General features: G+C 72.9%; 20 protein-coding genes and 2 pseudogenes. 14 read left to right on the top strand and 8 right to left on the bottom strand.

Features of this window, described 5'->3' with window-relative positions; all coding sequences use genetic code 11:
* Positions 1-12: 12 nt before the first annotated feature.
* Positions 13-1,110, top strand: coding sequence for a pseudouridine synthase (locus AB0M28_RS20990; RefSeq protein WP_365406808.1), 1,098 nt, complete (start codon positions 13-15; stop codon positions 1,108-1,110).
* A 28-nt stretch (positions 1,111-1,138) separates the two neighbouring features.
* On the opposite strand, the gene AB0M28_RS20985 is transcribed toward AB0M28_RS20990, so the two are convergent.
* Positions 1,139-1,477 (bottom strand): DUF952 domain-containing protein, encoded by a 339-nt coding sequence (locus tag AB0M28_RS20985; RefSeq protein ID WP_365406805.1) that lies wholly within the window; start codon positions 1,475-1,477, stop codon positions 1,139-1,141.
* Positions 1,478-1,614: 137 nt separating this feature from the next.
* On the opposite strand from AB0M28_RS20985, the gene AB0M28_RS20980 reads away from it, so the two are divergent.
* The 5 genes from AB0M28_RS20980 to der all read left to right on the top strand — a co-directional run bounded on the left by AB0M28_RS20980 (position 1,615) and on the right by der (position 6,415).
* Positions 1,615-2,079: a YidB family protein gene (locus AB0M28_RS20980; protein WP_365406803.1), complete on the top strand. Its 465-nt coding sequence runs from the start codon at positions 1,615-1,617 to the stop codon at positions 2,077-2,079.
* 207 nt (positions 2,080-2,286) lie between these two features.
* Positions 2,287-3,372 carry a prephenate dehydrogenase gene (locus tag AB0M28_RS20975; RefSeq protein ID WP_365406800.1) on the top strand — a complete coding sequence of 362 codons (1,086 nt, stop codon included), beginning with the start codon at positions 2,287-2,289 and terminating at the stop codon, positions 3,370-3,372.
* A gap of 73 nt (positions 3,373-3,445) precedes the next feature.
* Positions 3,446-4,114 (top strand): (d)CMP kinase, encoded by a 669-nt coding sequence (gene cmk / locus AB0M28_RS20970; RefSeq protein ID WP_365406798.1) that lies wholly within the window; start codon positions 3,446-3,448, stop codon positions 4,112-4,114.
* Complete coding sequence (locus AB0M28_RS20965) at positions 4,111-4,767, top strand: lysophospholipid acyltransferase family protein (RefSeq protein ID WP_365406795.1); 657 nt, start codon at positions 4,111-4,113, stop codon at positions 4,765-4,767. Before cmk ends, AB0M28_RS20965 begins: the two co-directional genes overlap by 4 nt.
* Before the next feature lie 184 nt (positions 4,768-4,951).
* Positions 4,952-6,415 (top strand): ribosome biogenesis GTPase Der, encoded by a 1,464-nt coding sequence (gene der, locus AB0M28_RS20960; protein ID WP_365406792.1) that lies wholly within the window; start codon positions 4,952-4,954, stop codon positions 6,413-6,415.
* A 66-nt stretch (positions 6,416-6,481) separates the two neighbouring features.
* Here der and AB0M28_RS20955 read toward each other — a convergent pair whose 3' ends face one another.
* Together AB0M28_RS20955 and AB0M28_RS20950 are read right to left on the bottom strand one after the other, a co-directional pair.
* Positions 6,482-6,682 carry a hypothetical protein gene (locus AB0M28_RS20955; protein WP_365406789.1) on the bottom strand — a complete coding sequence of 67 codons (201 nt, stop codon included), beginning with the start codon at positions 6,680-6,682 and terminating at the stop codon, positions 6,482-6,484.
* 137 nt (positions 6,683-6,819) lie between these two features.
* The gene (locus tag AB0M28_RS20950) at positions 6,820-7,614 is read right to left on the bottom strand and encodes a hypothetical protein (RefSeq protein WP_365406786.1); all 795 of its coding nucleotides are present in this window, start codon (positions 7,612-7,614) and stop codon (positions 6,820-6,822) included.
* A 566-nt stretch (positions 7,615-8,180) separates the two neighbouring features.
* On the opposite strand from AB0M28_RS20950, the gene AB0M28_RS20945 reads away from it, so the two are divergent.
* Entirely contained in the window at positions 8,181-8,741 is a 561-nt protein-coding gene (locus AB0M28_RS20945) for a transglycosylase family protein (protein WP_365406783.1), read from the top strand.
* 19 nt (positions 8,742-8,760) lie between these two features.
* On the opposite strand, the gene AB0M28_RS20940 is transcribed toward AB0M28_RS20945, so the two are convergent.
* From AB0M28_RS20940 to AB0M28_RS20930, 3 genes are read right to left on the bottom strand one after another with little or no spacing between them, the layout of a single operon-like run.
* Positions 8,761-9,432 carry an ATP-binding cassette domain-containing protein gene (locus AB0M28_RS20940; protein ID WP_365406780.1) on the bottom strand — a complete coding sequence of 224 codons (672 nt, stop codon included), beginning with the start codon at positions 9,430-9,432 and terminating at the stop codon, positions 8,761-8,763.
* Positions 9,433-9,460: 28 nt separating this feature from the next.
* Entirely contained in the window at positions 9,461-12,094 is a 2,634-nt protein-coding gene (locus AB0M28_RS20935) for an ATP-binding cassette domain-containing protein (RefSeq protein WP_365406777.1), read from the bottom strand.
* A gap of 1 nt (position 12,095) precedes the next feature.
* Entirely contained in the window at positions 12,096-12,554 is a 459-nt protein-coding gene (locus AB0M28_RS20930) for a hypothetical protein (protein ID WP_365406774.1), read from the bottom strand.
* Between the two features lie 151 nt (positions 12,555-12,705).
* Here AB0M28_RS20930 and AB0M28_RS20925 point away from each other — a divergent pair, with 151 nt between their 5' ends.
* The 4 genes and pseudogenes from AB0M28_RS20925 to AB0M28_RS20910 all read left to right on the top strand — a co-directional run bounded on the left by AB0M28_RS20925 (position 12,706) and on the right by AB0M28_RS20910 (position 15,962).
* On the top strand, positions 12,706-13,269 hold the full coding sequence (locus AB0M28_RS20925) for a hypothetical protein (RefSeq protein ID WP_365406771.1): 564 nt from the start codon (positions 12,706-12,708) through the stop codon (positions 13,267-13,269).
* 7 nt (positions 13,270-13,276) lie between these two features.
* Positions 13,277-14,602, top strand: coding sequence for an ABC transporter substrate-binding protein (locus AB0M28_RS20920; protein ID WP_365406768.1), 1,326 nt, complete (start codon positions 13,277-13,279; stop codon positions 14,600-14,602).
* A gap of 41 nt (positions 14,603-14,643) precedes the next feature.
* Positions 14,644-14,826: a hypothetical protein gene (locus AB0M28_RS20915; RefSeq protein WP_365406766.1), complete on the top strand. Its 183-nt coding sequence runs from the start codon at positions 14,644-14,646 to the stop codon at positions 14,824-14,826.
* A 59-nt stretch (positions 14,827-14,885) separates the two neighbouring features.
* Positions 14,886-15,962, top strand: a pseudogene (locus AB0M28_RS20910) (YafY family protein).
* Here AB0M28_RS20910 and ctaD read toward each other — a convergent pair.
* A pseudogene (gene ctaD, locus AB0M28_RS20905) lies at positions 15,901-17,538 on the bottom strand (cytochrome c oxidase subunit I); the annotation flags it as partial. The pseudogenes AB0M28_RS20910 and ctaD sit on opposite strands and share 62 nt — an antisense overlap.
* 486 nt (positions 17,539-18,024) lie before the next feature.
* Here ctaD and AB0M28_RS20900 point away from each other — a divergent pair.
* Positions 18,025-18,240, top strand: coding sequence for an I78 family peptidase inhibitor (locus tag AB0M28_RS20900; RefSeq protein WP_365406763.1), 216 nt, complete (start codon positions 18,025-18,027; stop codon positions 18,238-18,240).
* Positions 18,241-18,319: 79 nt separating this feature from the next.
* On the opposite strand, the gene AB0M28_RS20895 is transcribed toward AB0M28_RS20900, so the two are convergent.
* On the bottom strand, positions 18,320-19,387 hold the full coding sequence (locus AB0M28_RS20895) for a phosphatase PAP2 family protein (RefSeq protein WP_365406760.1): 1,068 nt from the start codon (positions 19,385-19,387) through the stop codon (positions 18,320-18,322).
* Positions 19,388-19,794: 407 nt separating this feature from the next.
* On the opposite strand from AB0M28_RS20895, the gene AB0M28_RS20890 reads away from it, so the two are divergent.
* Positions 19,795-21,597, top strand: a complete 1,803-nt coding sequence (locus AB0M28_RS20890) for an MFS transporter (RefSeq protein WP_365406757.1) — start codon at positions 19,795-19,797, stop codon at positions 21,595-21,597.
* Positions 21,560-22,735: an acyl-CoA dehydrogenase family protein gene (locus AB0M28_RS20885; RefSeq protein WP_365406877.1), complete on the top strand. Its 1,176-nt coding sequence runs from the start codon at positions 21,560-21,562 to the stop codon at positions 22,733-22,735. Before AB0M28_RS20890 ends, AB0M28_RS20885 begins: the two co-directional genes overlap by 38 nt.
* The last annotated feature ends 539 nt before the right edge of the window (positions 22,736-23,274 follow it).

Genomic DNA, 23,274 nt, shown 5'->3' with positions numbered 1-23,274 from the left:
TACGGACGTTTGATGCGAAGCAGCGGCAGCGGCAGGAACAGCGGTAGCGGCGGCGGGTCCCGCGGCGGCTCGAGCGGCGGAGCCCGCGGCGGGTCCGGCGGCGGAGCCGGCGGCGGAGCCCGCGGCGGGTCCCGTGGCGGCTCGGGCGGCAGCAGCCGCGACTACCGCGGTGCGGGCAACCAGCGCGACGACAAGCAGAAGCGGGCGGGCAAGCCGCGGCCGGAGGAGCGGCGGTACGAGAAGAGCGGCATCCCGCAGGGAGGTCCCGCCAAGGGGCGCGGCCGCAGCGCGCCCGCGCGCCCGCGCGAGCTGGACGCGCAGATCGAGGAGCGCAACCGGGCCCGGCACGACAAGCCGGCGATCAAGACGCCGAAGACCTTCGGCGAGCCCGAGGGCGAGCGGCTGCAGAAGGTCCTCGCGCGGGCCGGCATGGGTTCGCGGCGTGCCTGCGAGGAGCTCATCGAGCAGGCCCGCGTCGAGGTCAACGGGCGGATCGTCACCGAGCAGGGCGTGCGCGTCGACCCGGAGAAGGACGAGATCAAGGTCGACGGGCTGACCGTCGCCACCCAGTCGTACCTCTTCTTCGCGCTCAACAAGCCCGCCGGCGTCGTCTCGTCGATGGAGGACCCCGAGGGGCGCCAGTGCCTCGGTGACTACGTCACCAACCGCGAGACCCGGCTCTTCCACGTCGGCCGGCTCGACACCGAGACCGAGGGCATCATCCTGCTCACCAACCACGGCGAGCTGGCCCACCGGCTGACCCACCCGCGGTACGGCGTGCAGAAGACGTATCTGGCGGCCATCACGGGTCCCCTCCCGCGCGACCTCGGCAAGCGGCTGAAGGACGGCATCCCGCTGGAGGACGGCTACGGCCGCGCCGACCACTTCCGGGTGGTCCAGCAGACCGGCAAGAACTACCTGGTCGAGGTGACCCTCCACGAGGGTCGCAAGCACATCGTGCGCCGGATGCTGGCGGAGGCCGGCTACCCGGTGGACAAGCTGGTCCGGGTCCGCTTCGGCCCGATCGCCCTGGGCGACCAGAAGTCCGGCTGGCTCCGCCGGCTGACCAACAGCGAGGTCGGGATGCTCATGCGGGAAGTCGGCCTGTAGGGCCCGACCTGCAGGGCGAGGCGGAGGGTCAGGACCACGCGCGCATCGTGTGGGCCCGGCCCTCCGCGTCCCGTTCGACCTCCAGCATCCCCGTGACCGCCGAGCGGTTGATGCGGCCGTAGACGTGCGGGTACGAGCGGCCGTCCGCGGCCTCCTCCCAGACCAGGCGCGACGTCAGTTCGTGTTCGTCGATCAGCAGCACCATCAGCGGGCCCACGCGGTCGCGGAACCGCTCGTCCGCCACCGCCAGGGCCGCCTCCTCGTCGGGGGAGCAGTGCACGAAGCCCTCCTCGGCCAGGGAGGCGGGGGCGTAGGGGCGGTCCGGAGCCAGCAGCCAGTCGTCCAGCGGGACCACGTGGTAGATCATGTCCTTTTTCTACCGGACGGCCGCGGTGTTTGCGGGGAATCCAGGGCTTGATCGACTCGCGGCTGTGTCCGGTATACGGGAAATTAGGCGTGTCCAAGCCGGGTGTCACCCGGCTCGCTTTCTGCGAAAGGCACGACATGTCCGGTAACCCTCTCGGTGATCTGCTCGGCGCGATACTCGGCGGGGGCGGGAAGTCAGCCGCCGGCGGCGGCAGCGGTGCAGGAGGTCTGCTCGGCTCCCTGCTCGGCGCGCTGAGCAGCGGGGGAGGCGGCGGAGGCGGCGGCTCGGGCAGCAACCCGCTGAGCCAGCTCTTCGATATGTTCGCGGGCCCCAAGGCGCAGCCCGAGGTCAAGGAGGCCGCGCAGTCCTGGGTCTCCACGGGCGAGAACAAGCCGGTCAGCGCGGAGCAGCTCTCGCAGGTGCTGCCCACGGACGCCGTGCACCAGGCGGCCGAGGCCAACGGCCTCACCGACGACCAGGCGCTCAACGAGCTGTCGAAGAAGCTGCCCGAGGTCGTCAACGAGGCCACGCCGACCGGCTCCGTGTCCGACTTCGACGCGGTCCTCAGCCGGTTCGGCCTGAGCGGGCAGAAGGCGGCGTGACGGCCCTGTAGGGCCCGCAGGGGAACCCCGGAGCGTTCGTACGGCTTCCGGGGTTCCCGCACGCTCGGGGGCGCGTAGCGGCGGCGTCCCGCGCGTCCCGAGGGGCGCGTCGCGGGCGGCGTCCCGTGCACCCTGGGAGCGCGTCCCGTGCGTCTCAAGGGGCGGGCGGCGCGGCGGGCGGGGCGGGGGCTGACTACGCTGAACGTTGTGAGAACCGCACTCGTCATCGGCACCGGCCTCATCGGCACCTCCGCGGCGATCGCCCTCAGCGGGCGCGGCGTACAGGTGTATCTGACCGACGAGGACCCCGGCCGGGCCCGCACCGCCGCGGCCCTGGGCGCCGGCACGGACGAGGCCCCCGACGGCCCCGTGGACCTGGCGATCGTCGCCGTACCGCCCGCGCTGGTCGCCCGTACCCTCGCCGGCGCGCAGGCCCGCGGCCTCGCCCGCGGGTACCTCGACGTCGCCAGCGTCAAGGGCGGACCGCGGCGGGAGCTGGAGGCGGCTGGGTGCGACCTCACGGCGTACATCGGCACCCACCCGATGTCCGGCAGTGAGCGCAGCGGGCCGCTGGCCGCCACCGCCGACCTCTTCGAGGGCCGCCCCTGGGTCCTGTCGCCGACCCCGGAGACCGACACCGAGGTGCTGAACCTCGCCCTGGAGCTCGTCGCCCTGTGCCGGGCGGTGCCCGTGGTGATGGACGCCGACGCCCACGACCGGGCCGTGGCCCTCGTGTCCCACACCCCGCAGCTGCTGTCGAGCATGGTCGCCGCGCGGCTCGCGGGCGCCGAGGAGGCCGCCGTACGGCTGTGCGGCCAGGGGATCCGGGACGTGACGCGAATCGCCGCCTCCGACCCGGCGATGTGGATCGACATCCTCTCCGCCAACCCCGGGCCGGTCGCCGACGTGCTCTCCGAGGTGGCCGCGGACCTGGCCGAGACGGTCGAGGCCCTGCGCGCCCTGCAGGCGGCGGACGAGGCCAAGCGGACCGCGGGCGCCGCCGGTATCGAGGACGTGCTGCGGCGCGGCAACGCGGGCCGTGAGCGGGTGCCCGGCAAGCACGGGGCCGCCCCGGCGACGTACGAGGTCGTCACGGTGCTCATCAGCGACCAGCCCGGCGAGCTGGCGCGGATCTTCGCGGACGCGGGAGCGGCGGGCGTCAACATCGAGGACGTGCGGATCGAGCACGCCACTGGCCAGCAGGCCGGCCGGATCGGGCTGACCGTCGTCCCGCAGGCGGCCCCCGCGCTCACCGCGGCGCTGCGCGAGAAGGGCTGGGCCCTGCGCCAGTAGGGCGGCACCGGGTGCCTCCGCGGTGCCAGTAGGCTGTCCGAGGCAGATGCGCGGTACGAAAGGTGTCCCTGAAATGATCGTCGGAATCGACGGCCCCTCCGGCACGGGCAAGTCGAGCACGTCCAAGGCCGTGGCGGTCAAGCTCGGCCTGAGCTACCTCGACACCGGCGCCCAGTACCGCGCGATCACCTGGTGGATGCTGAACAACGGGATCGACGTCGACGACGCGGCCGCCGTCGCCGCCGCCGCGGCGAAGCCCGTGATCGTCTCCGGTACGGACCCTTCTGCGCCGACGATCACCGTCGACGGGGCGGACGTCGCCGCCCCGATCCGCGGCAAGGAGGTCACCTCCGCCGTGAGCGCGGTCAGCGCCGTGCCGGAGGTACGCGCCCGGATCACCGAACTGCAGCGCTCCATCGCGCACGAGGCGCCCGTGGGCATCGTCGTCGAGGGCCGCGACATCGGCACCACGGTGCTCCCCGACGCCGACGTCAAGATCTTCCTGACGGCCTCCGAGGACGCCCGCGCCGCCCGCCGCTCCGGCGAGCTGAAGGGCAAGGACGCGCAGAGCCTGCAGGCGACGCGGGACGCCCTGGTCAAGCGCGACGCCGCGGACTCCGGGCGGAAGACGTCCCCGCTGGCGAAGGCCGCCGACGCCGTCGAGGTGGACACCACCGAGCTGACCCTGGAGCAGGTCATCGAGTGCGTCGTGACGCTGATCGAGGAGAAGCGGGGTCGGTGAGCGAGAGCAGCAGCCTGCCCTCGGCACGGGGTGCGGCCGTCGGCCGGCGCATCGGCATCGGCCTGATGCAGGGCCTGTGGAAGCCCCGGGTGCTCGGCGGCTGGCGGATGCCCGCCACCGGCCCGGTCATCCTGGCCGTCAACCACACCCACAACATCGACGGCCCGATGCTGATGGGCACCTGCCCGCGGCCCGTGCACTTCCTGATCAAGAAGGAGGCGTACGTCGGCCCGCTCGGCACCTTCCTGCGCGGCATCGGCCAGGTGGAGGTCGACCGCACCTCCGCCGACCGGAACGCGATCACCCGGGCGCTCGGCGTCCTGCAGAACGGCGGGGTGCTGGGCATCTTCCCCGAGGGCACCCGGGGCGAGGGCGACTTCGCCTCGCTGCGCTCGGGGCTCGCGTACTTCGCGGTCCGCTCCGGGGCGCCGATCGTCCCGGTCGCCGTGCTCGGCAGCACGGAGGCCAGGGGACGGCTGATATCGGCCCTGCCGCCGCTGCGGAGCCGGGTGGACCTGGTCTACGGTGACCCGTTCCAGGCCGGCGACGGCAGCGGACGGCGGACGCGGGCGGCGCTGGACGAGGCCACCGTGCGGATCCAGGAGCGGCTGACGGACCATCTGACGGCCGCCAGGCGCGCGACCGGCCGATAGACGAGACTGGGTGCTGCCCGGCCCGGTCGAGGACACTGGGTGCTGCGTGACCCGGTCGAGGACACTGGGTGCAGCGTGACCCGGTCAAGGACACTGGGTGCAGCCGCACCCGAACGAGAACCTTGCCGCCGCCTCCGGCCTACGGACGCGGCGGCGCCCCAGACGTGACGAGGACGAAGACTTCATGACGAGCGAGCACATTCCCGCCGGCGACGAGCACGGCGAGCTCTCCGACGCCGAGTACGCGGAGTTCATGGAGCTCGCCGCGCAGGAGGGCTTCGACCTGGAGGAGGTCGAGGGCGATCTGGCCGCGGCCGGACACGGCCCGCTGCCCGTCGTCGCCGTCGTCGGCCGGCCCAACGTCGGCAAGTCGACCCTGGTGAACCGCATCATCGGCCGCCGCGAGGCGGTCGTCGAGGACCGTCCGGGCGTCACCCGCGACCGGGTCACCTACGAGGCCAACTGGGCCGGCCGCCGCTTCAAGGTCGTCGACACCGGCGGCTGGGAGCAGGACGTGCTCGGCATCGACGCCTCCGTGGCGGCGCAGGCCGAGTTCGCGATCGACGCCGCCGACGCGGTGATCTTCGTGGTGGACGCCAAGGTCGGCGCCACCGACACCGACGAGGCCGTGGTGAAGCTGCTGCGCCGGGCCGGCAAGCCCGTCGTGCTGTGCGCCAACAAGGTCGACGGCCCCTCCGGCGAGGCCGACGCCGCCATGCTGTGGAACCTGGGCCTGGGCGAGCCGTTCCCCGTCTCCTCCCTGCACGGCCGCGGTACGGGCGACATGCTCGACGCCGTGCTGGACGTGCTGCCGGAGGCCCCCGCGCAGACCTTCGGGGAGGCGGTCGGCGGGCCGCGCCGGATCGCGCTGATCGGCCGGCCCAACGTCGGCAAGTCGTCCCTGCTGAACAAGGTGGCGGGGGAGGAGCGGGTCGTCGTCAACGAGCTGGCCGGCACCACCCGCGACCCCGTCGACGAGCTGATCGAGCTCGGCGGCAAGACGTGGAAGTTCGTCGACACCGCCGGTATCCGCAAGAAGGTGCATCTGCAGGAGGGCGCCGACTACTACGCCTCCCTGCGCACCGCCGCCGCGGTGGAGAAGGCCGAGTGCGCCGTCGTCCTCATCGACGTCACCGAGTCGATCTCCGTGCAGGACCTGCGGATCCTCACCATGGCCGTCGAGGCCGGGCGGGCGCTGGTCATCGCGTACAACAAGTGGGACCAGCTCGACGACGAGCGGCGCTTCTACCTGGAGCGCGAGATCGAGCGCGACCTGGTGCAGATCCAGTGGGCGCCGCGGGTGAACGTCTCGGCGCGCACCGGCCGCCACATGGACAAGCTGGTGCCGGCCATCGAGACCGCGCTGGACTCCTGGGAGACCCGGGTGCCGACCGGCAAGCTGAACGCCTTCCTGGGCGAGCTCGTGGCCGCGCACCCGCACCCGATCCGGGGCGGCAAGCAGCCGCGCATCCTCTTCGGCACCCAGGCGGGCACCAGGCCGCCGCGCTTCGTGCTCTTCGCGTCGGGCTTCATCGAGGCGGGCTACCGGCGCTTCATCGAGCGCCGGCTGCGCGAGGAGTTCGGCTTCGAGGGGACGCCGATCCAGATCTCGGTGCGGGTGCGGGAGAAGCGGGGCCGGAAGAAGTAGCGGTACGACGAGCGGGGCGGCGTCTGTGACGCCGCCCCTGCGCTTTTGTTCGGCCGGTCCGTGTCCTCAGAACCCCAGCTCCCGGTCCGGGCCGCTGTGGCGGCCCCTGCGGCCGTAGCCGTAGCCGGTCACGGCGTCGAACCGGAGTCTCTCCTCGCCCGTCCGGTCCCCGGGCAGCGCCCGGAACAGCCTGCGGTACTCGGCGCACAGCTCGTCGTAGATCGGCGTTGGGCTTGTCCTCTCATCGGACTCGTGCGCCGGGCGCATGCCGGGGATATGGGTGTGGGGATACGAGGAGTGCACACCCCAGCAACGAACGCGCGGCCCTCCGGGATGCGGGTGCCCTTGCGCCGTTCGTGTGGACTTCCCGGAAACGCCCGGTCCGTCCCGGCCGCCCGGGCCGCTCAGGTACCGGTCAGCGGCATCGTGGCGCCGACGAGCAGCCCCCGCGCCGCCGCCCGCTCCAGCGCCTCGCGCATCAGGTCCTCGCGCGGCTGGCGCCCCACGGAGCCCACCGGGGCGGCGAGCACCAGCACCTCGTGCGACTTCACCGCCACCTGCCGCCAGGCGTCCGTCACCTGCAGCGGCTGGTGCGCCTGCCACCACGCGGTCGGCGCCTGGCCGACCTGCCCCGGCTGCATCACCGCGTGCAGCCGCCCGCCGACCAGCAGCACCGACCAGCCCGGGACGGACGACGGGGGCCGGGCGACGTCCACGACCGGGAGGAAGCCCTGCTCGATGAGGAGCGGCAGGAAGTCGTCGCCCGGGCCCGTGGAGCCGGGGCGGGCGATGGTCCCGGTCGGCTCGACCACCAGGGCGGCCTTCAGGTCCTCGCCGCACAGCACCAGCCCGCAGGTCACGCCGAGGACCGCCTGCTGCGGCGGCTCGGGAGCCGGCGGGGGCGGCGCCACGGAATCGCCCTCGCTCGCCGTGATGGAGGCGACCGCTCCCTGCATCTGCTCCTCCGAGACCGGCACCACCTGGGACGGGACGCAGCCGGCGTGCGCGAACGCGAGCACCGCCGTCTCCTCGCCGACGAACAGCACCGTCGAGGTGCGCTCGTTCAGGCTGTCCCCGGGCGTGCGGCATGACGTGCAGTCGTACGTGCCGGGGGTGCCGTCGCCGGACAGCAGCCGTTCTGCTTCTTCGTCGCCGATCTCGGCGCGTACGTCCTCGCTCACGTCGAGCATGCGAGACACGGATGACTCCCTCGGTGTGGTGGTTCGGTCCCCAAGTCCAACGGGCGAGATGTGTCCGGGGTCACGCCCCGCGGGTGGATTGGCGACGCCGACGCTCGCGCACGGTGAGATATCGGGCGGACGTGCTTACTCCCCGCCAACTCCGAATCCCGGAGGGGGAGTTGCATGTGTGAGGCGGGTCACGTTCCGCTTCGTCGCCGGGCTGACAAATGCCCGTATCGCCACATGTATCCGGTGGCCGGAAATCGACGATACCGACGGTAACGGGCAACTGACCTGTCATGACCTGAGTTCGGTTGATACCTGCGCGAGTTCGGTCATACATTCGGCGGCCGTGTGCACCGAGCACCGCCCGGTACGTCCACCGCACAGCGAACCGGATCGATTCCGCGGGGGCGGGGCGGGGCCGGCCGCCGGGCGTCCCTACGCCCGGGCCGCGGCCCCGTCCGGGGGAGACCGGGCTCGTCGAGAGGGATGGAATGCCTTTTTCGTTGGGCGCATCGACAGCGGGCAAGCGGACCGTCGGAGGCGCTGTCCGCAGCGGCCTCACCGCCACGGGAGCAGCCGTGCTGCTCACACCGGTCGCGCTGACCGCCGCCGCCGCACCGGCCGGCGCGGCGGACACGGCGGTGTGGGACCGTATCGCCGCTTGTGAGAGCGGAGGGAACTGGCACATCAACACCGGCAGCGGGTATTACGGCGGGCTGCAGTTCACCGCCGGCACGTGGGAGGCCTACGGCGGTACGGCGTACGCGTCGCGGGCCGATCTGGCCTCCCGGGAAGCGCAGATAGCCGTCGCCACCAAGGTGCAGGCCGCACAGGGGTGGGGTGCGTGGCCGCACTGCTCCCAGGTCGCGGGGGCGTACGGCCGGTCCCCTGCCGCGCCGTCCCCGAGGTCGTCCGGCGGCTCTCCGGGCGGTGGTTCCCAGCCGGGCGGGCCGGCGGTGTCGTCCCGCTACGACGGCGACCGCGAGGGCGCGGGCAACTACAAGGTCAGGGCCGGCGACACCCTCAGCAAGATCGCCAAGGCGCACGACAAGTCCTGGCGCGAGCTGTACACCGCGAACAAGAAGACGGTGGGCAGCGATCCCGACCTGATCCTCCCGGGGCAGCGGCTCAAGGTCTGAGCGTCCGCTCCGACTCGGCTCAAGGTCTGGCCGTCCGCTCCCACTCGGCCGGTTCGCCGCCGAAGGCGACCGCGCCGCGGCGCAGTTCGTACACCACCTGGGCGGCGGCCGCGAGGCCCGGGGCCAGTGACTGCTCCGCCACCACCACGGTCCGCCCCGAGCGGGCGAGTTCGCCGAGCAGGGCGTGGGTGCGGGCCTCGACGTCCGCGCTCATGCCCTGCCCCGGCTCGTCCAGCAACAGCAGCCGGGCCGGGGCCAGCAGGGCCCGGGAGACGGCGACCATCCGCTGTTCGCCCCCGGAGAGCGTGCCCGCGCGGCGGCCCAGCAGCGCCCGCAGCGCCGGGTACGCGTCGAGGGCCGGGGCCGGGTCGCCGTCCGGGGCGGCGAGTTCGAGGTTCTCGGCGACGGTGAGGGAGGTGAAGACGGCGCGGACGTCGGGGATGAGGCACATGCCCCGGCGGGCGCGCGCGTACGCGGGCAGCCGGGTGACGTCCGCGCCCTGCCATACGACGCGTCCGGCGGACAGCGGCACGGTGCCGGCGAGGGCGCGCAGGGCGGTGGTGCGGCCGGAGCCGTTGCGGCCCAGCAGCACGGTGAGCCGGTTCCCGGCGACCGCCAGGTCGATGCCGTGCAGGGCCTCCAGCGGGCCGTAGCGGACGCGGGCCGCCTCGAGCCGGATCTCCACGCTCACGGCGCTGCCTCCAGCCGGATCTCGACGGTCACGGCGCGGCCTCCGCCCCGTGCGGCTGCTGCGCGTGTACGCCGGTGATCCTGCCGCCCGCCATCTCGTACACGGTGTGGGCGAGCCGGCTCACCAGATCGGGGTCGTGCTCCACGATGAGCAGGGCCATGCCGTCGGCGGCGAGGGCCGCGAGGAGCCTGGCCAGATCCTCCGTCTCGGCGCTGTCCAGACCGGCGGCGGGCTCGTCCAGCAGCAGCACGCACGGGTCGCCGGCGAGGGCGCGGCCCAGTTCCACGCGGCGCAGGGTGCCCGTGGGCAGGTCGGCGGCGGGGTGCCGGCCGACGCCTTCGAGGCCCAGCAGGGCGATGGTCCGGGCGGTCGCCCCGGGGTCGCGGCGGCGTCCCTGTTCGGCGCCGATGCGGATGTTCTCCTCGACGGTGAGGCTGGGGAAGACGGCGAGCTGCTGGAAGGTCCTGGCGATGCCGCGGCGGGTCCGCTCGTGGGCGGGCGCGCGGGTGATGTCCTCGCCGTCGAGGATGACCGTGCCGCCGTCGGGGCGCCGGGTGCCGGCCAGACAGTGGAACAGGCTGCTCTTACCGGCGCCGTTGGGACCCGTGAGGGCGGTGATCCGGCCGGGGGTGAGGGTGAGGTCGACGCCGTCGAGGGCCCGGTAGCCGTCGTACGTCACGGCGACGCCGCGGGCGGTGAGCCGCCCCGCGGGCCGGCGGCCGGGCGCCGGGTCGCCGTGCCGGACGGTGCCGCCGGCTTCCGGACCCGGGGCAGGCGGCGCGGGCGCCACCGCGGCGAGCCGCTGCCGCGCACGCAGCCCCGTCGGCGACAACGCCACGGGCGCGGGCCGCACCCTCACCCACGCCGCCCGCAGCGCGTCGGACACGCCGCCCGGGAAACGGCCCAGCGCCACCGCCAGGACGCCGATCACCGCCGCCGCCATCCCGCCGCGCGCCCCCGCGTCGAGGCCGACGAGCAGCGCCGCGGCCAGCAGCGCGCCCAGCACGGAGTCCGCCCCGAGTACGACCACCGCGGCGAACCACAGCAGCCCGCGTACGGGGTCGAACGCGCCCGGCGAGAACGCCTGGACGCCCATCGACAGCATCCCGCCGCCCAGCGCGGCCAGCGCCGCCCCCGCCACGAACGCCGACACGGTCAGCAGCGGCACCCGCACACCCGCCGCCGCGGCCCCCGGCTCGTGGTCCCGCATCGCCGCCAGCGCGCGCCCCGTACGGCCGCGCCGCAGCAGCCACACCACCAGGACGGCGAGGGCGAGGAGCACCAACTCCAGTACGTAGTACGCGCGGTCGTCCGCGAAGCCGGCCGGCCGGGTCACCGTCAGCCCCGACGTCGCGTACGGCTGCGCGAAGACGAACGCGCTGACCCCGACGCCGAAGGCCAGCGTCGTCAGCGCGAGCGCGAGCCCCTGGCGGCGGATGGCCGGATACCCCGTCAGCAGCCCCAGCGGCGCGACGAGCAGCACCGCGACCCCGAGCGCCGTCAGCTCCGGCAGCCGCGGCAGCCCCGGGAAGCGCCCCGAGGCGAGCAGCGCCGCGAACAGGGCGCCCAGCCCGGCGTACCCCGCCTGCCCCAGCGACACCTGGCCGCCGCGGCCGGTCACCACGACGAGGGACAACAGCACCACGGCCAGCGCCGGCACCTGGACGGACGTGGTCAGGTCCGAGCCGGCGAAGCCGAGGGGGAGGAGGAACAGCACGCCCGCGAGGACCCACACCAGCCCGCCGCCCGACACAGCCGCCGGCGGCACGCGCAGGAACCCCTGCCCGTCGCCCTCCGCCGTCCCGATGCGCGGCAGCGCGAGCGCGGCGAGAAGCAGCAGCACCGCGAACAGGTTCGCCCCCAGCGCCTGCAGCACCTGCTCCTCCCAGCCCCCGGGATGCAGCCGCGTCAGCTGGCTCTGCGCCACCCCGACCGCCAGCGCCGCCGCGACGGCGACCGGCAGGCTCCGCATGCGCGCCGCCACCGCGACGCCGAGGACCGCCATCACCAGCAGCGGCAGCCCGTACGGGTCGAGCCGTACGTACGGCGCCAGCAGCAGCCCCGTCAGGCCCGCCGTGAACGTGCCGAACGCCCACCCCGTGTCTGCCACCCGGTCCGCGTCGATACCGCTCAGCGTCGCGAGCCGCCGGTCGTCCACCACGGCCCGCAACTCGCGTCCGACACGCGTCCACCGCGTCACCGCCGCGACGGCGGCCGCGAGCGCCGCGACCGTGGCGAGCTGGACCCACGGATCGTCCGGCAGGATCTTCGGCGCGTCGGTCTTCGCCCCCGTCCCCCACACCAGCCCCGCCCCGCCGACCAGCAGCACGAACACGCCCAGCGAGGCGACGAGCGACTGCGCCCCGCCGCTGCCGCCGCGGTCCCGCAGCAGCGACAGCGGCCGGAACACGAACCGCCCCAGCAGCAGCCCGATGCCCGGAGCGACCACCAGCAGGCACAGCGCCGCCGCGGCGGGCAGCGGCCAGCCCCAGCCCACGCGCAGCTGCCACATGGCGTACGCCGTGACCATCGCGACCGCGCCGTGGGCGAAGTTGAGCACGCCCGTCGCCCGGTAGGTCACGATCAGACCGATCGCGGTGAGCGCCGCCGCGCTGCCCACCGCCAGACCGGCCAGCGTCAGGTCGTACGTCAGCGACGACATCTCAGGCGGCCGGCTCGCAGACCGGGCAGGGGGACAGCCCGGACGGTTCCCCGTCCACGGGCGTCGCGTCGGCCTTCCCGCCGACCAGCGGGCAGTCCGCGCGGTGGTAGAGCGTGCCGCCCGGCACCGCGAGGAAGGGCGCCTCGGCGACGGCCGTGCGCGGCGCGCCGCCGCCGGCGGCCGGCTCGGGCCCGGACGCGGTGAGCGCCGCGTACAACTCCTCCACCCGGGTGGCCGCGAGGCCCTGGTCGCCGCGGGCGAGCAGCACCGCCGCGGCGACGATGAGGGCGGCGCCGGGGATGGTCGAGGAGGCCAGATAGGGGAGCTGGCGTTCGGCGAAACGCTCGCCGGAGATGCCGTACCAGCCGATCACGCACAGGACCGCGCCGACCGCCAGCGCCACCCAGCCGCCCCAGCGCAGGGCGAGGGTGCGGACCGCGGAGCTCTCTCGGAATCTCACTCGCGGCATTCTGCCCCCTGGACCCGTCGGTGGACATGTCGCGGCTTCCCACTTCGTCCCGTGTGTCAGCTATGGGAATACGGGCCGCACGGATGCACTATGCCGTGTATGGCTTGGTAAGGGCAGTTGTTCTACGCGAGAGGTGAGACGGATGCCCAGAGGGGGAAGACGGGCGCGGGCTGCCGCGCTGACGGCGGGACTGGTGCTGGCGCTCGCGGCGAGCGTCACGGCGTGCTCGGACGACGGCGGCGACGGAGACGGCACGAAGACGCCGTCACCGACGGCGGAGACGACCACCGCCGCGCCGTCGCCGACCGATACGGCGAGCCCCAGCCCCACGGGCGGCGGCGAGCCGGCCGATCCGGCGGCGGCGCAGGCGGAGATCACGAAGAACTTCGAGGACTTCTTCAACCCGAAGGTCCCGCTGGACAAGAAGGCGGGCCTGCTGGAGGGCGGCGAGGAGATGCGCCCGCTCATGCAGCAGTTCGCCGGCAGTGAGCAGGCCAAGGGAGTGGAGGTGAAGGTCACCGGTGTGTCGTTCTCCTCGCCCACCGAGGCGGCCGTGAGCTACTCGCTGGCCGTCGGCGGCGCCACCGTGCTGCCCAACGGCGCGGGTACGGCGGTACTGGAGGACGGCACCTGGAAGGTGTCCAAGGTGACGCTCTGCGGGCTGGTCGGCCTCAGCGGGACTCCGGGGCCGGGCTGCACTTCATGACGGACTCATGAGCGGCCGCCGCACACCGGCGGCGGCCCTGCTCGCCGCGGCCGTGCTGATACTCGGCACGGCCTGCGGGAGCAGGCTGCCGGAGCGGGACTTCACCGAGCGCTCGCCGCTCCCCGACGCGTCCGGGTCCGCGTCCGCGGCGCGCGGTGAGCCGGTGAAGGTCGGCATCATCGCCAGCGCCACCAGCCCGATCGGCGCGACGGCGTTCACCGGGCCGCGGGACGGGGCCCGCGCGTACTTCGCGTGGCTCAACGACCACGGGGGCATCGGCGGCCGGCCGGTGGAGGTCGTCACCTGCGACGACCAGGGCGCGGGGGTGGGCAACAGCGACTGCGTGCGCAGACTCGTCGGCCAGGAGAAGGTCTTCGCGCTGGTCGCCACGACCTCGCTCGACTACGCGGGGGCGCGACAGGTCAGCGACGCGGGGGTGCCCGACATCGGCGGGCAGCCGATCGGCGCCGCGTACGACACGTATCCGCACCTGTACTCGATCTACGGCAGCCTGGCGCCGCGCGAGGGCACGCCGGGGTGGGGCGGGAAGCTGTACGGGGGGACGGAGGTCTACCGCTACTTCAAGGAGGAGCAGGGGGCGCGCACCGCGGCGGTCGTGTCGTACAACCAGGCGTCCTCCGCCTCGTACGCGCGGCTGGTGGCCGCCGGGCTGAAGGCGGAGGGGTACCGGGTCGTCACGGAGCAGGTGGACTTCGCGCTCCCCAACTTCCGGGCCGTGGCGGCCGATCTGAAGGCGCGGGACGTGGACCTCGTCTTCGACGCGATGGACACGAACGGCAATGTGCGGCTCTGCGAGGCGATGGAGTCGGCGGGGGTGCGGGTGACCGCGAAGGTCACGAACGTGCAGAACTGGTCGTCGCAGGTGCGCAAGGAGTACGCGGGCGTCCCCGACTGCCGCAACACCCTGTGGGTGACGGGCTCCAGCCGCAACTACGCCGACGCGGACCATCCCGCGGTCGCCGACTTCCGGCGGGGGATGGACCGTTACGCCGAGACGGACACGCGCTCGCAGTGGCAGCTGGAGGGCTGGGCGGCGGCGATGTGGTTCGCGGACGCGGCGGCGTCCTGCGGGGACGCGCTCACGCGCGCCTGCGTCGAGACCTTCATGAACCGCTCCACCCCGTACGACGCCTCCGGCCTCCTCCTCCCCACCCGCTTCGAGTCCCTCCCGGCCCCGCCGCGGACGCGCGACGCGTGTGTGTCGGTGGCCCGTTGGCAGGACGCCGCGTCCTCGGGCAAGGGAGGCTGGACCACCCAGGGCGACATGAACGAGAACTGCTTCACGGTGCCCTACCTGGGCTACCGCCCGTAATCCGCTGTCCTCGACCGCCTCGGGCGGGGGATGCCGCGGCCATGGCGGTCACCCGGCAACTCGCCCGGCTCACCCCGGAGTACCTGGACCGCTGCCGCCGCATGGCGCCGTCCGCACCCGACGGGGACCTGCGGTGCTGTCTCGGGGACGCGCTCCGGCGGGTGCGGGGCTTCTACGCCGATGCCGCGGCGGAGGGGCAGGTCGTCGTGGTGTGGGAGGGCTGAGCGCTACTACGATCGCATCGAGGACAGGCGTTGGCCGCAATGGTGGGGAGGATGCGGGCATGTTGGAGACCTCCGCGCGACTGTTGAAGCTGTTGTCCCTGCTGCAGGCCCACCGGGAGTGGTCCGGGGCCGATCTGGCCGGGCGGCTGGGGGTGAGTGCGCGGACCGTGCGGCGGGACGTGGACCGGCTGCGGGAGCTGGGGTATCCCGTCAACTCCTCAACCGGGGTCGCCGGGGGGTACCAGCTCGGCGCCGGGGCGCAGATGCCGCCGCTGCTGCTCGACGACGAGGAGGCCGTCGCCGTGGCCGTGGGGCTGCGGCGGGCCGCGGGCGGCGGGATCGAGGGGATCGAGGAGACGTCGGTGCGGGCGCTGGCCAAGCTGGAGCAGGTGCTGCCCGGCCGGCTGCGCAGGCGGGTGAGCACGCTCAGCTCGTTCACCGTGCCGATGACCGGCGCCGGCGGCGGCCCCACCGTCGACCCCGGCGTGCTCACGGAGCTCGCGAGCGCCTGCCGCGACAGCGAGATCCTGCGCTTCGAGTACGCCGGCCACGACGGCACCCCGTCCCGCCGCACCGTCGAGCCGCACCGCCTCGTCTGCTCCCGCAACCGCTGGTACCTCGTCGCCTGGGACACCGCCCGCGAGGACTGGCGCACCTTCCGCGCCGACCGCATCGAGCCGAGGCCCCCGCACGGCCCCCGCGTCCCCCCGCGCGACCCGCCCGCCGCGGACCTCGCCGCGTACGTCTCCCGCGGGGTGTCCACCGCGGCGTACAGCGACCAGGCCACCGTCCGCCTCCTCGTACCGCTCGAGGAGGCGGCGGCGACCATCTCACCGTCCGCCGGCGTGCTCGAGGCCGTGGACGACGGCAGCTGCCTGCTGCGCACCGGGACGAACGGCCCGCGGGTGATGGTCATCCATCTGCTGATGACCGGCTACGACTTCGAGGTCGTCGACCCGCCCGAGCTGATCGAGCACATCAGGGCGATGGAGGGGCGGCTGTCCCGGGCTCTGGGGCGCTCGCAGGCTCCTCGCCCGGCGTGAGCTCCGGCGTACCGCCGCCCGTGTCGTCGTACGCCGCGTACGGATGGTGCAGGTCGAACGCCGGCGACTCGGAGCGGATCTTGGGCAGGGTGACGAAGTTGTGCCGCGGCGGCGGGCACGACGTCGCCCACTCCAGCGACCGCCCGTACCCCCACGGGTCGTCGACCTCGACCTTCACGCCCTCGCGCGTCGTCTTCCAGACGTTGTAGAGGAACGGCAGGGTCGACAGCCCCAGCAGGAACGCCCCGATGGACGAGACGGTGTTGAGCGCGGTGAAGCCGTCCGCGGCGAGATAGTCCGCGTACCGGCGCGGCATGCCCTCCGCGCCCAGCCAGTGCTGGACGAGGAACGTGGTGTGGAAGCCCACGAAGAGCGTCCAGAAGTGGATCCGCCCGAGCCGCTCGTCCAGCATCTTCCCGGTGAACTTCGGCCACCAGAAGTAGAAGCCCGCGAACGTCGCGAAGACGACCGTGCCGAAGACGACGTAGTGGAAGTGGGCGACCACGAAGTACGTGTCGGAGACGTGGAAGTCGATCGGCGGCGAGGCCAGCAGCACGCCCGTCAGCCCGCCGAAGAGGAAGGTGACCAGGAAGCCGACGGACCACAGCATCGGGGTCTCGAAGGACAGCGAGCCCTTCATCATCGTGCCGATCCAGTTGAAGAACTTCACCCCGGTGGGCACCGCGATCAGGAACGACATGAACGAGAAGAAGGGCAGCAGCACCGCCCCCGTGACGAACATGTGGTGCGCCCAGACCACCACCGACAGCCCCGTGATCGCCATGGTCGCGCCGACCAGCATGATGTACCCGAAGATGGGCTTGCGCGAGAAGGCCGGGATGATCTCGCTGATGATCCCGAAGAACGGCAGCGCGATGATGTAGACCTCGGGATGGCCGAAGAACCAGAAGAGGTGCTGCCACAGCAGCGCCCCGCCGTTCGCGCTGTCGAAGATGTGCGAGCCGAAGGCGCGGTCGGACTCCAGGCACAGCAGCGCCGCGGCCAGCACCGGGAACGCCATCAGGATGAGGATCGACGTGAACAGGGTGTTCCAGGTGAAGATCGGCATCCGGAACATCGTCATGCCCGGCGCGCGCATCCCGATGATCGTCGTCAGGAAGTTGACCGCGCCGAGGATGGTGCCGAAGCCGGCCAGCGCCAGCCCCATGATCCACATATCGGGCCCGATGCCGGGCGAGCGCACCTGGCTGTTGAGCGGGGCGTACGCGAACCAGCCGAACGCCGCCGGCCCGCCGGGCACGATGTAGCTGGAGGCCACGATCAGGCCGCCGAACAGGAACAGCCAGAACGACAGCATGTTCAGCCGGGGGAACGCCACGTCCGGCGAGCCGATCTGCAGCGGCATGATCTCGTTCGCGAACCCGGCGAAGGTCGGCGTCGCGAAGAGCAGCAGCATGATCGTGCCGTGCATGGTGAACGCCTGGTTGAACTGGTCGTTGCTCATCACCTGCAGCCCCGGCCGGGCCAGCTCCGCTCGCATCAGCAGCGCGAGCACCCCGCCGAAGAGGAAGAACAGGAACGAGGCGATGAGATAGAGATGCCCGATCTTCTTGTGGTCGGTGGTGGTCAGCCAGTCCACCAGGACGTGGCCCTGGCGTTGTGACCGGGGCAGGGCCACATCTGTCGCCACCGCGTGCGTCGTCCCCATCCCGTGATCCCCTCTCAGCCGTCTCGCGGGCCGGGCTGTCACCTGCGTCGCATGCGACATGATGCTCGCGTCGACCCCTGATGCGCGAGGGTGCGTCGCGAGGTTCCGGGCAGAAGGTTGCCGTTCGGTTGTGCGGTTATTGTAAGGATCTTGTAAGGGCCGGGAATGGAAAGGCAGTTGCGTGATCTTCGCGAGGGTCGCCGGGGTGGTATTCGGAAAGGTATTCCAAGGGTGATTCGCGGAGTAATTCGAAGGGAAAATCCGATGAGCGGGGCGACCGTTCGGGGTGTGTGAACCGGCCCGATTCGACGCTTTCCAGGGGCTGTTCCGGGAATTCGGCGGACGCGCACATTCCGCGGATCGGGCACGCGTCAACCGTGCGGCGGCGGTTGTGACCCAAGTGTGACCTGGTGCGGACGGGGCCGGGACGCCCGTATGCCCGGTCCGTGCCTTCCCGGGCGATCAGCGGGGGTCTAGCGTGGGGGCATGGCACCCGTACCGAACCCGCCCGCCGAGCCCGTCGACGACCTCGCGTCGTACCTCGGCCTCGACGCCGACACCGCGGAGCGCCGGGCGCGCGAACGCGGCTGGTCCCCCGTCCGCACCCTGCCGCCGGGGGCGATCATCACCATGGAGTACCTGGGCGGCCGGCTGAACCTCGAGGTCGAGGACGGCACGGTCAAGCGCTGCTGGCAGGGCTGAGCGCGCGGCGTCCGACGACGAAGGGCCCCGGTCCTCCTCGCGGAGGGCCGGGGCCCTGTGCCTGCCTGTGCGTACCCCGTTACGCCGTCGGGCCGCCCGCGGCGCGCGTCTGCGGGCGTGGGGAGCGGTCCGGGTACGGGGGGCGGCGCGGACCGGTCGGGGTGACCGGCGTGCGCTCGTGCCGCGCGATGTGCGGCCGGGCGGGGTGGTGCGGCCAGCCCTCGCCGAGCTCCCGGCTCCGTTCCAGCGCGGGCGGACCCGCGGGGCGGGCGCCCACCCCTGCCATCTCCGGCAGCGGGTTCTCGCCGGGGCCGAACGCGGCCTGCGGGGCCCCGACGCCGGCGCGCTGGGAGATGATCGCCACCCGGGTGGAGAGCGGCTGCAGCGCCGGCGCGGGCACCGGACGCAGCGACGAGCGCAGCCGGCGCCAGAGGGCGGGCAGCAGGTCCTCGGCCCTGTGCATCCACGGCTCGAACCAGGGCAGGGCCAGCAGGATCAGCAGACCGGCGGCCCAGCCGAGCAGCACGTCGCTGATCCAGTGGGTGCCCAGATAGACCGTGGTGAGGCCGACGCCCAGCGAGACCAGGGCGGAGATGACGGAGGCGATGCGGCGGGCCACCGGCGTCGCCGCCACATAGGCCAGCACGCCCCAGGTGACCACGGCGTTGGCGGTGTGACCGGAGGGAAATATATCGCCGCCGAGCCACATCTCGTTCGACCCTATCTGGGTGGCGTAGTGCGGGCCGAGCCGCCCCATGCCGATCTTCGCGGCGCCCACCGTGAGGTTCAGCAGCAGCAGCGCCGTGCCGAGGACGAGGACCGGGCGCAGGGAGTGCTGGCGCCACGCGCAGTAGCCGAGCCAGCACAGAACGGCCAGCGCGGTCGGGCCGCGCTGGCCGAGCACCACGAAGTAGTCGAGGAAGGCGTGCACCTCGGGCCACTGCTTGTACGGGCGGAACAGCATCAGCTGCCAGTCCAGCCGTACCAGCCAGGACGTGCTGAGCACGCCGACCACGATCGCCACGTACACCGCCGCGGTCGACCCGAGGAGCCACAGCCGGGCCCGGGTCATGCGCGGAGGGCGCGGCCGGCCCGCCGGGCGGGCGGCCTGCTCCTCCACGGCAGCGGTCTTCTCTTCGGTACGCACGGAATCGACGCTACAGGTTGGCGTGGGGTGGATTGGCACGAGCGCCCGGTTTGTAATGCCTATGTGATGTGGAGTCCGTCTCAATCGGGGCTTCGGGCCTGCGGTTTTGAGGACTTTCTGCCGGGGCTTTCCGGAAGTGCGCGCGCCATTCACCATCCATTTTTATTTCCTTCTTACAGATGTTAATCCTGGATTCGCCGCAGAGTCGAGGTTCGTTCGCCGGATCCGGGCGCGTGTGTGTTGATCGATCAACTGACCGTTCCCCAGTACCCGGTGACGGGTTCTCCACGCACAGTCACAGAACGTGGGAGGTTTGCCTCAACTCGGACCGGACCCCGCGACAGCAGCCGCGACTCGCGTACTCTGACGTCTCGCGAAGGGCCAGGTTCCGCGCTGGAGGTGCGTTGATGGCAGGGACGACCACGGCCGTGCTTCAGCCGGGGCGCGTGTCTGCGAGAGCGCGTACCACCAGAGACGGCGGCGCCGGCCGCTGGACGGTGCTGGTCGTGCTCTGCTCCAGCCTGCTGCTCGTCGCCCTCGACGCGACCGTGCTGCACGTGGCCGTGCCCTCCCTCACGGAGGATCTGCGGCCCAGCTCCACGGCCCTGCTCTGGATCGTCGACGCCTACCCGCTCGTCGCCGCGTCGCTCCTCATCCTCTTCGGCACCCTCGGCGACCGCGTCGGCCGCAGAAGGGTGCTGCTGCTCGGATACGCCCTGTTCGGTGTCGCCTCCGCACTCGCGGCCTCCGCCCACGATCCGAACGTGCTCATCGCCGCCCGCGCCCTCCTCGGCGTCGGCGGGGCGATGATCATGCCGGCCACGCTGTCGATCCTGCGCCACGTGTTCCCCGACCGGCGCGAGCGCGCGGTCGCCATCGGCGTGTGGAGCGCCACGGCCGCCGTCGGCGCGGCCATCGGGCCGCTGCTCGGCGGGTTCCTGGTCGAGCACTTCTGGTGGGGCTCGGTCTTCATCGTCAACATCCCGCTCATGGTCATCGCGGTCCCGGTGGGCCGCTGGCTGCTGCCGGAGTCCGTCGAGGGCGGCCACGGGCCCTGGGACGTCCTGGGCGCCCTGATGGCGGCCTTCGGCCTGTTCGGCGTGGTGTACGCCGTGAAGGCGGTCGGAGCGGGCGAGCGGGTCCTGCACGCGCCGGTGGCGGCGTCCGCGGTGGGAGGCGGCGCGCTGCTCGTGCTCTTCGTACGCCGGCAGCGGCGCCGTACGTATCCGCTGGTCGACCTGCGGGTGATGCGCCGGCGGGCCTTCGGCATCTCGGTCGGCTGCATCGTGCTGGCCATGCTGGCGCTGGTGGGGCTGCAGCTGATCGCCGTGCAGTATCTGCAGCTGGTGCTCGGCTTCACCCCGCTGGAGACCGGGGTCCGGCTGATCCCGCTCACCTTCGCCGCCATCACCGCCGGGCTGCTGGGCGCACGGATGCTGCGGCGCTTCGGGCCGCGCGTCATGGTCGCGCTCGGCTTCGTGCTCACCGCGGTGGCGGTGCTCGGGCTGATCGTCATGGGCCAGCAGGACCAGCCCGCGGTGCTCACGACCGGTTTCGTGCTGCTGGGCTTCGGGCTGGAGATGACGCTCTTCGGCGCGTACGAGTCGATGCTCAGCGAGGCCCCCGCCGAGCAGGCGGGCGGCGCCGCCGCCATCGGCGAGACCTCCTACCAGCTCGGCGCGGGCATCGGCATCGCGCTGCTGGGCAGCGTGATGAACGCCGTCTACCGGCCCGGCGTCAGCGACGTCCCCGGCGTGCCCTCCGCGTCCGGCCGGGCCGCCGGCAACTCCCTGGGCGAGGCGTACGAGGTGGCCACGGAGCTCGGCGGCCACCGCGGAGAGGCGCTGCGCCACGCGGCGCGCGACGCGTTCGTGCACGGCATGCACGTCACCCTCGTCGTCAGCGCGGGCCTGCTGCTGCTCGGCGCGCTGGCCGCGCTGCGGCTGCCGCGGACGATGGAGTGTGGCGCCGGTCACGATGCGGCGGACGGGCGGCGGGGGCGCCTGGACGCGGGGGATTACCCGGACGTAGCGTCGGCTGCGCAGCAGCCGGCACCGGTGCCGCAGCCGGCTGCGCAGCCGCTGCTGAAGCCCCCGCAGCAGCTGAGCCGCGAACGTCATCCGGAGGACGCCCCCGATGTCCAGCACACCGTCCCGCACCCAGCGCGGCCCTATGCCGCCGTTCGATCCCAGCGATCCGCTCGGGATTGACGATCTGCTGAGCCCCGAGGACCTGGCGGTGCGCGACACCGTCCGGTCCTGGGCGGCACGGCGGGTGCTGCCCGAGATCGCCGACTGGTACGAGAGCGGGTCGCTGCCGCCGATCCGCGAGCTGGCGCGTGAGCTGGGCTCACTGGGAGCGCTCGGCATGTCCCTGGAGGGCTACGGCTGCGCGGGCGCGTCGGCGGTGCAGTACGGGCTCGCCTGCCTGGAGCTGGAGGCCGCCGACTCGGGCATCCGGTCGCTGGTGTCCGTCCAGGGGTCGCTCGCGATGTACGCCGTCCACCGCTTCGGATCCGAGGAGCAGAAGCAGGCGTGGCTGCCGCGGATGGCCGCCGGCGAGGTCATCGGGTGCTTCGGGCTGACCGAGCCCGACCACGGGTCCGATCCGGCGGGCATGCGGACGTACGCCAAGCGGGACGGGTCCGACTGGGTCCTGAACGGGCGCAAGATGTGGATCACCAACGGGTCAGTGGCCGGGGTCGCGGTGGTCTGGGCGCAGACGGACGAGGGCATCCGGGGCTTCGCCGTCCCCACGGACGCGACGGGGTTCTCGGCGCCGGAGATCAAGCACAAGTGGTCGCTGCGGGCGTCCGTGACGAGCGAGCTGGTGCTCGACGACGTACGGCTCCCTTCCGACGCGGTGCTGCCCGGGGTCACCGGGCTGAAGGGGCCGCTCAGCTGCCTGACGCACGCCCGGTACGGGATCGTGTGGGGCGCGATGGGGGCGGCGCGTGCGTCGTTCGAGTCGGCGCTGTCGTACGCGAAGACGCGGGAGCAGTTCGACCGGCCGATCGGCGGCTTCCAGCTCACGCAGGCGAAGCTGGCGGACATGGCCGTCGAACTACACAAGGGGCTTTTGCTGGCGCATCACCTCGGGGTCCGGATGGACGCGGGGCGGCTGCGGCCGGAGCAGGTGAGCTTCGGAAAGCTCAACAATGTGCGCGAGGCGATCGAGATCTGCCGCACCGCGCGCACGATTCTCGGGGCGAACGGGATTTCGCTGGAGTATCCGGTGATGCGGCATGCGACGAACCTCGAATCCGTGCTCACGTATGAGGGGACGGTCGAGATGCATCAGCTTGTTCTGGGCAAGGCGCTGACGGGTCTCGACGCGTTCCGGGGCTGAAGCCCCGGGGTTCCTCGCCCTGCCCGGGGGCTCCGCCCCCGGACCCCCGGGTGGGCTTGGGGGTCGCCTTTGCGCCGGCTGACGCGGATCGGCGCTGCGCGCCTCGTCCTCAAGCGCCGGACGGGCTGGATTCGGTGCCGGTCGCGCTAATCGGCTCGGGTCCCGCGGGCGCCTGCGGCGCGGTCGGCGCTGCGCGCCTCGTCCTCAAACGCCGGACGGGCTGATGTGGTGCTGCGCTCACGCTGCATCGTGCGGTTTGCGCTGGCGCCTGCGGCGCGGTTCGGCGCTTCGCGCCTCAGTCCTCAAGCGCCGGACGGGCTGGAAGGGCGCCGGTTGCGTCGGCTGACGCGTTTCGGGCTTCGCCCGAAGTCCTCAAACGCCGGACGGGCTGGGAAGGGGGCCGGTCACGCTGGCACGGGGCGCTTTTGCCGGCGGAGCGCAGCGGAGCCGGGCCGGCCCCACCGGCCCACCCAGTGGCATCCCTCGGCGGAGCGCAGCGGAGATCGGAAGTGCGTCGGGGAGGGAAAGAGTGTGCAGTA

Origin of the sequence: Streptomyces sp. NPDC051940, from assembly GCF_040680895.1 — a bacterium.
GTDB lineage: Bacteria > Actinomycetota > Actinomycetes > Streptomycetales > Streptomycetaceae > Streptomyces.
This window is presented reverse-complemented; position numbering and strand designations above follow the sequence as displayed.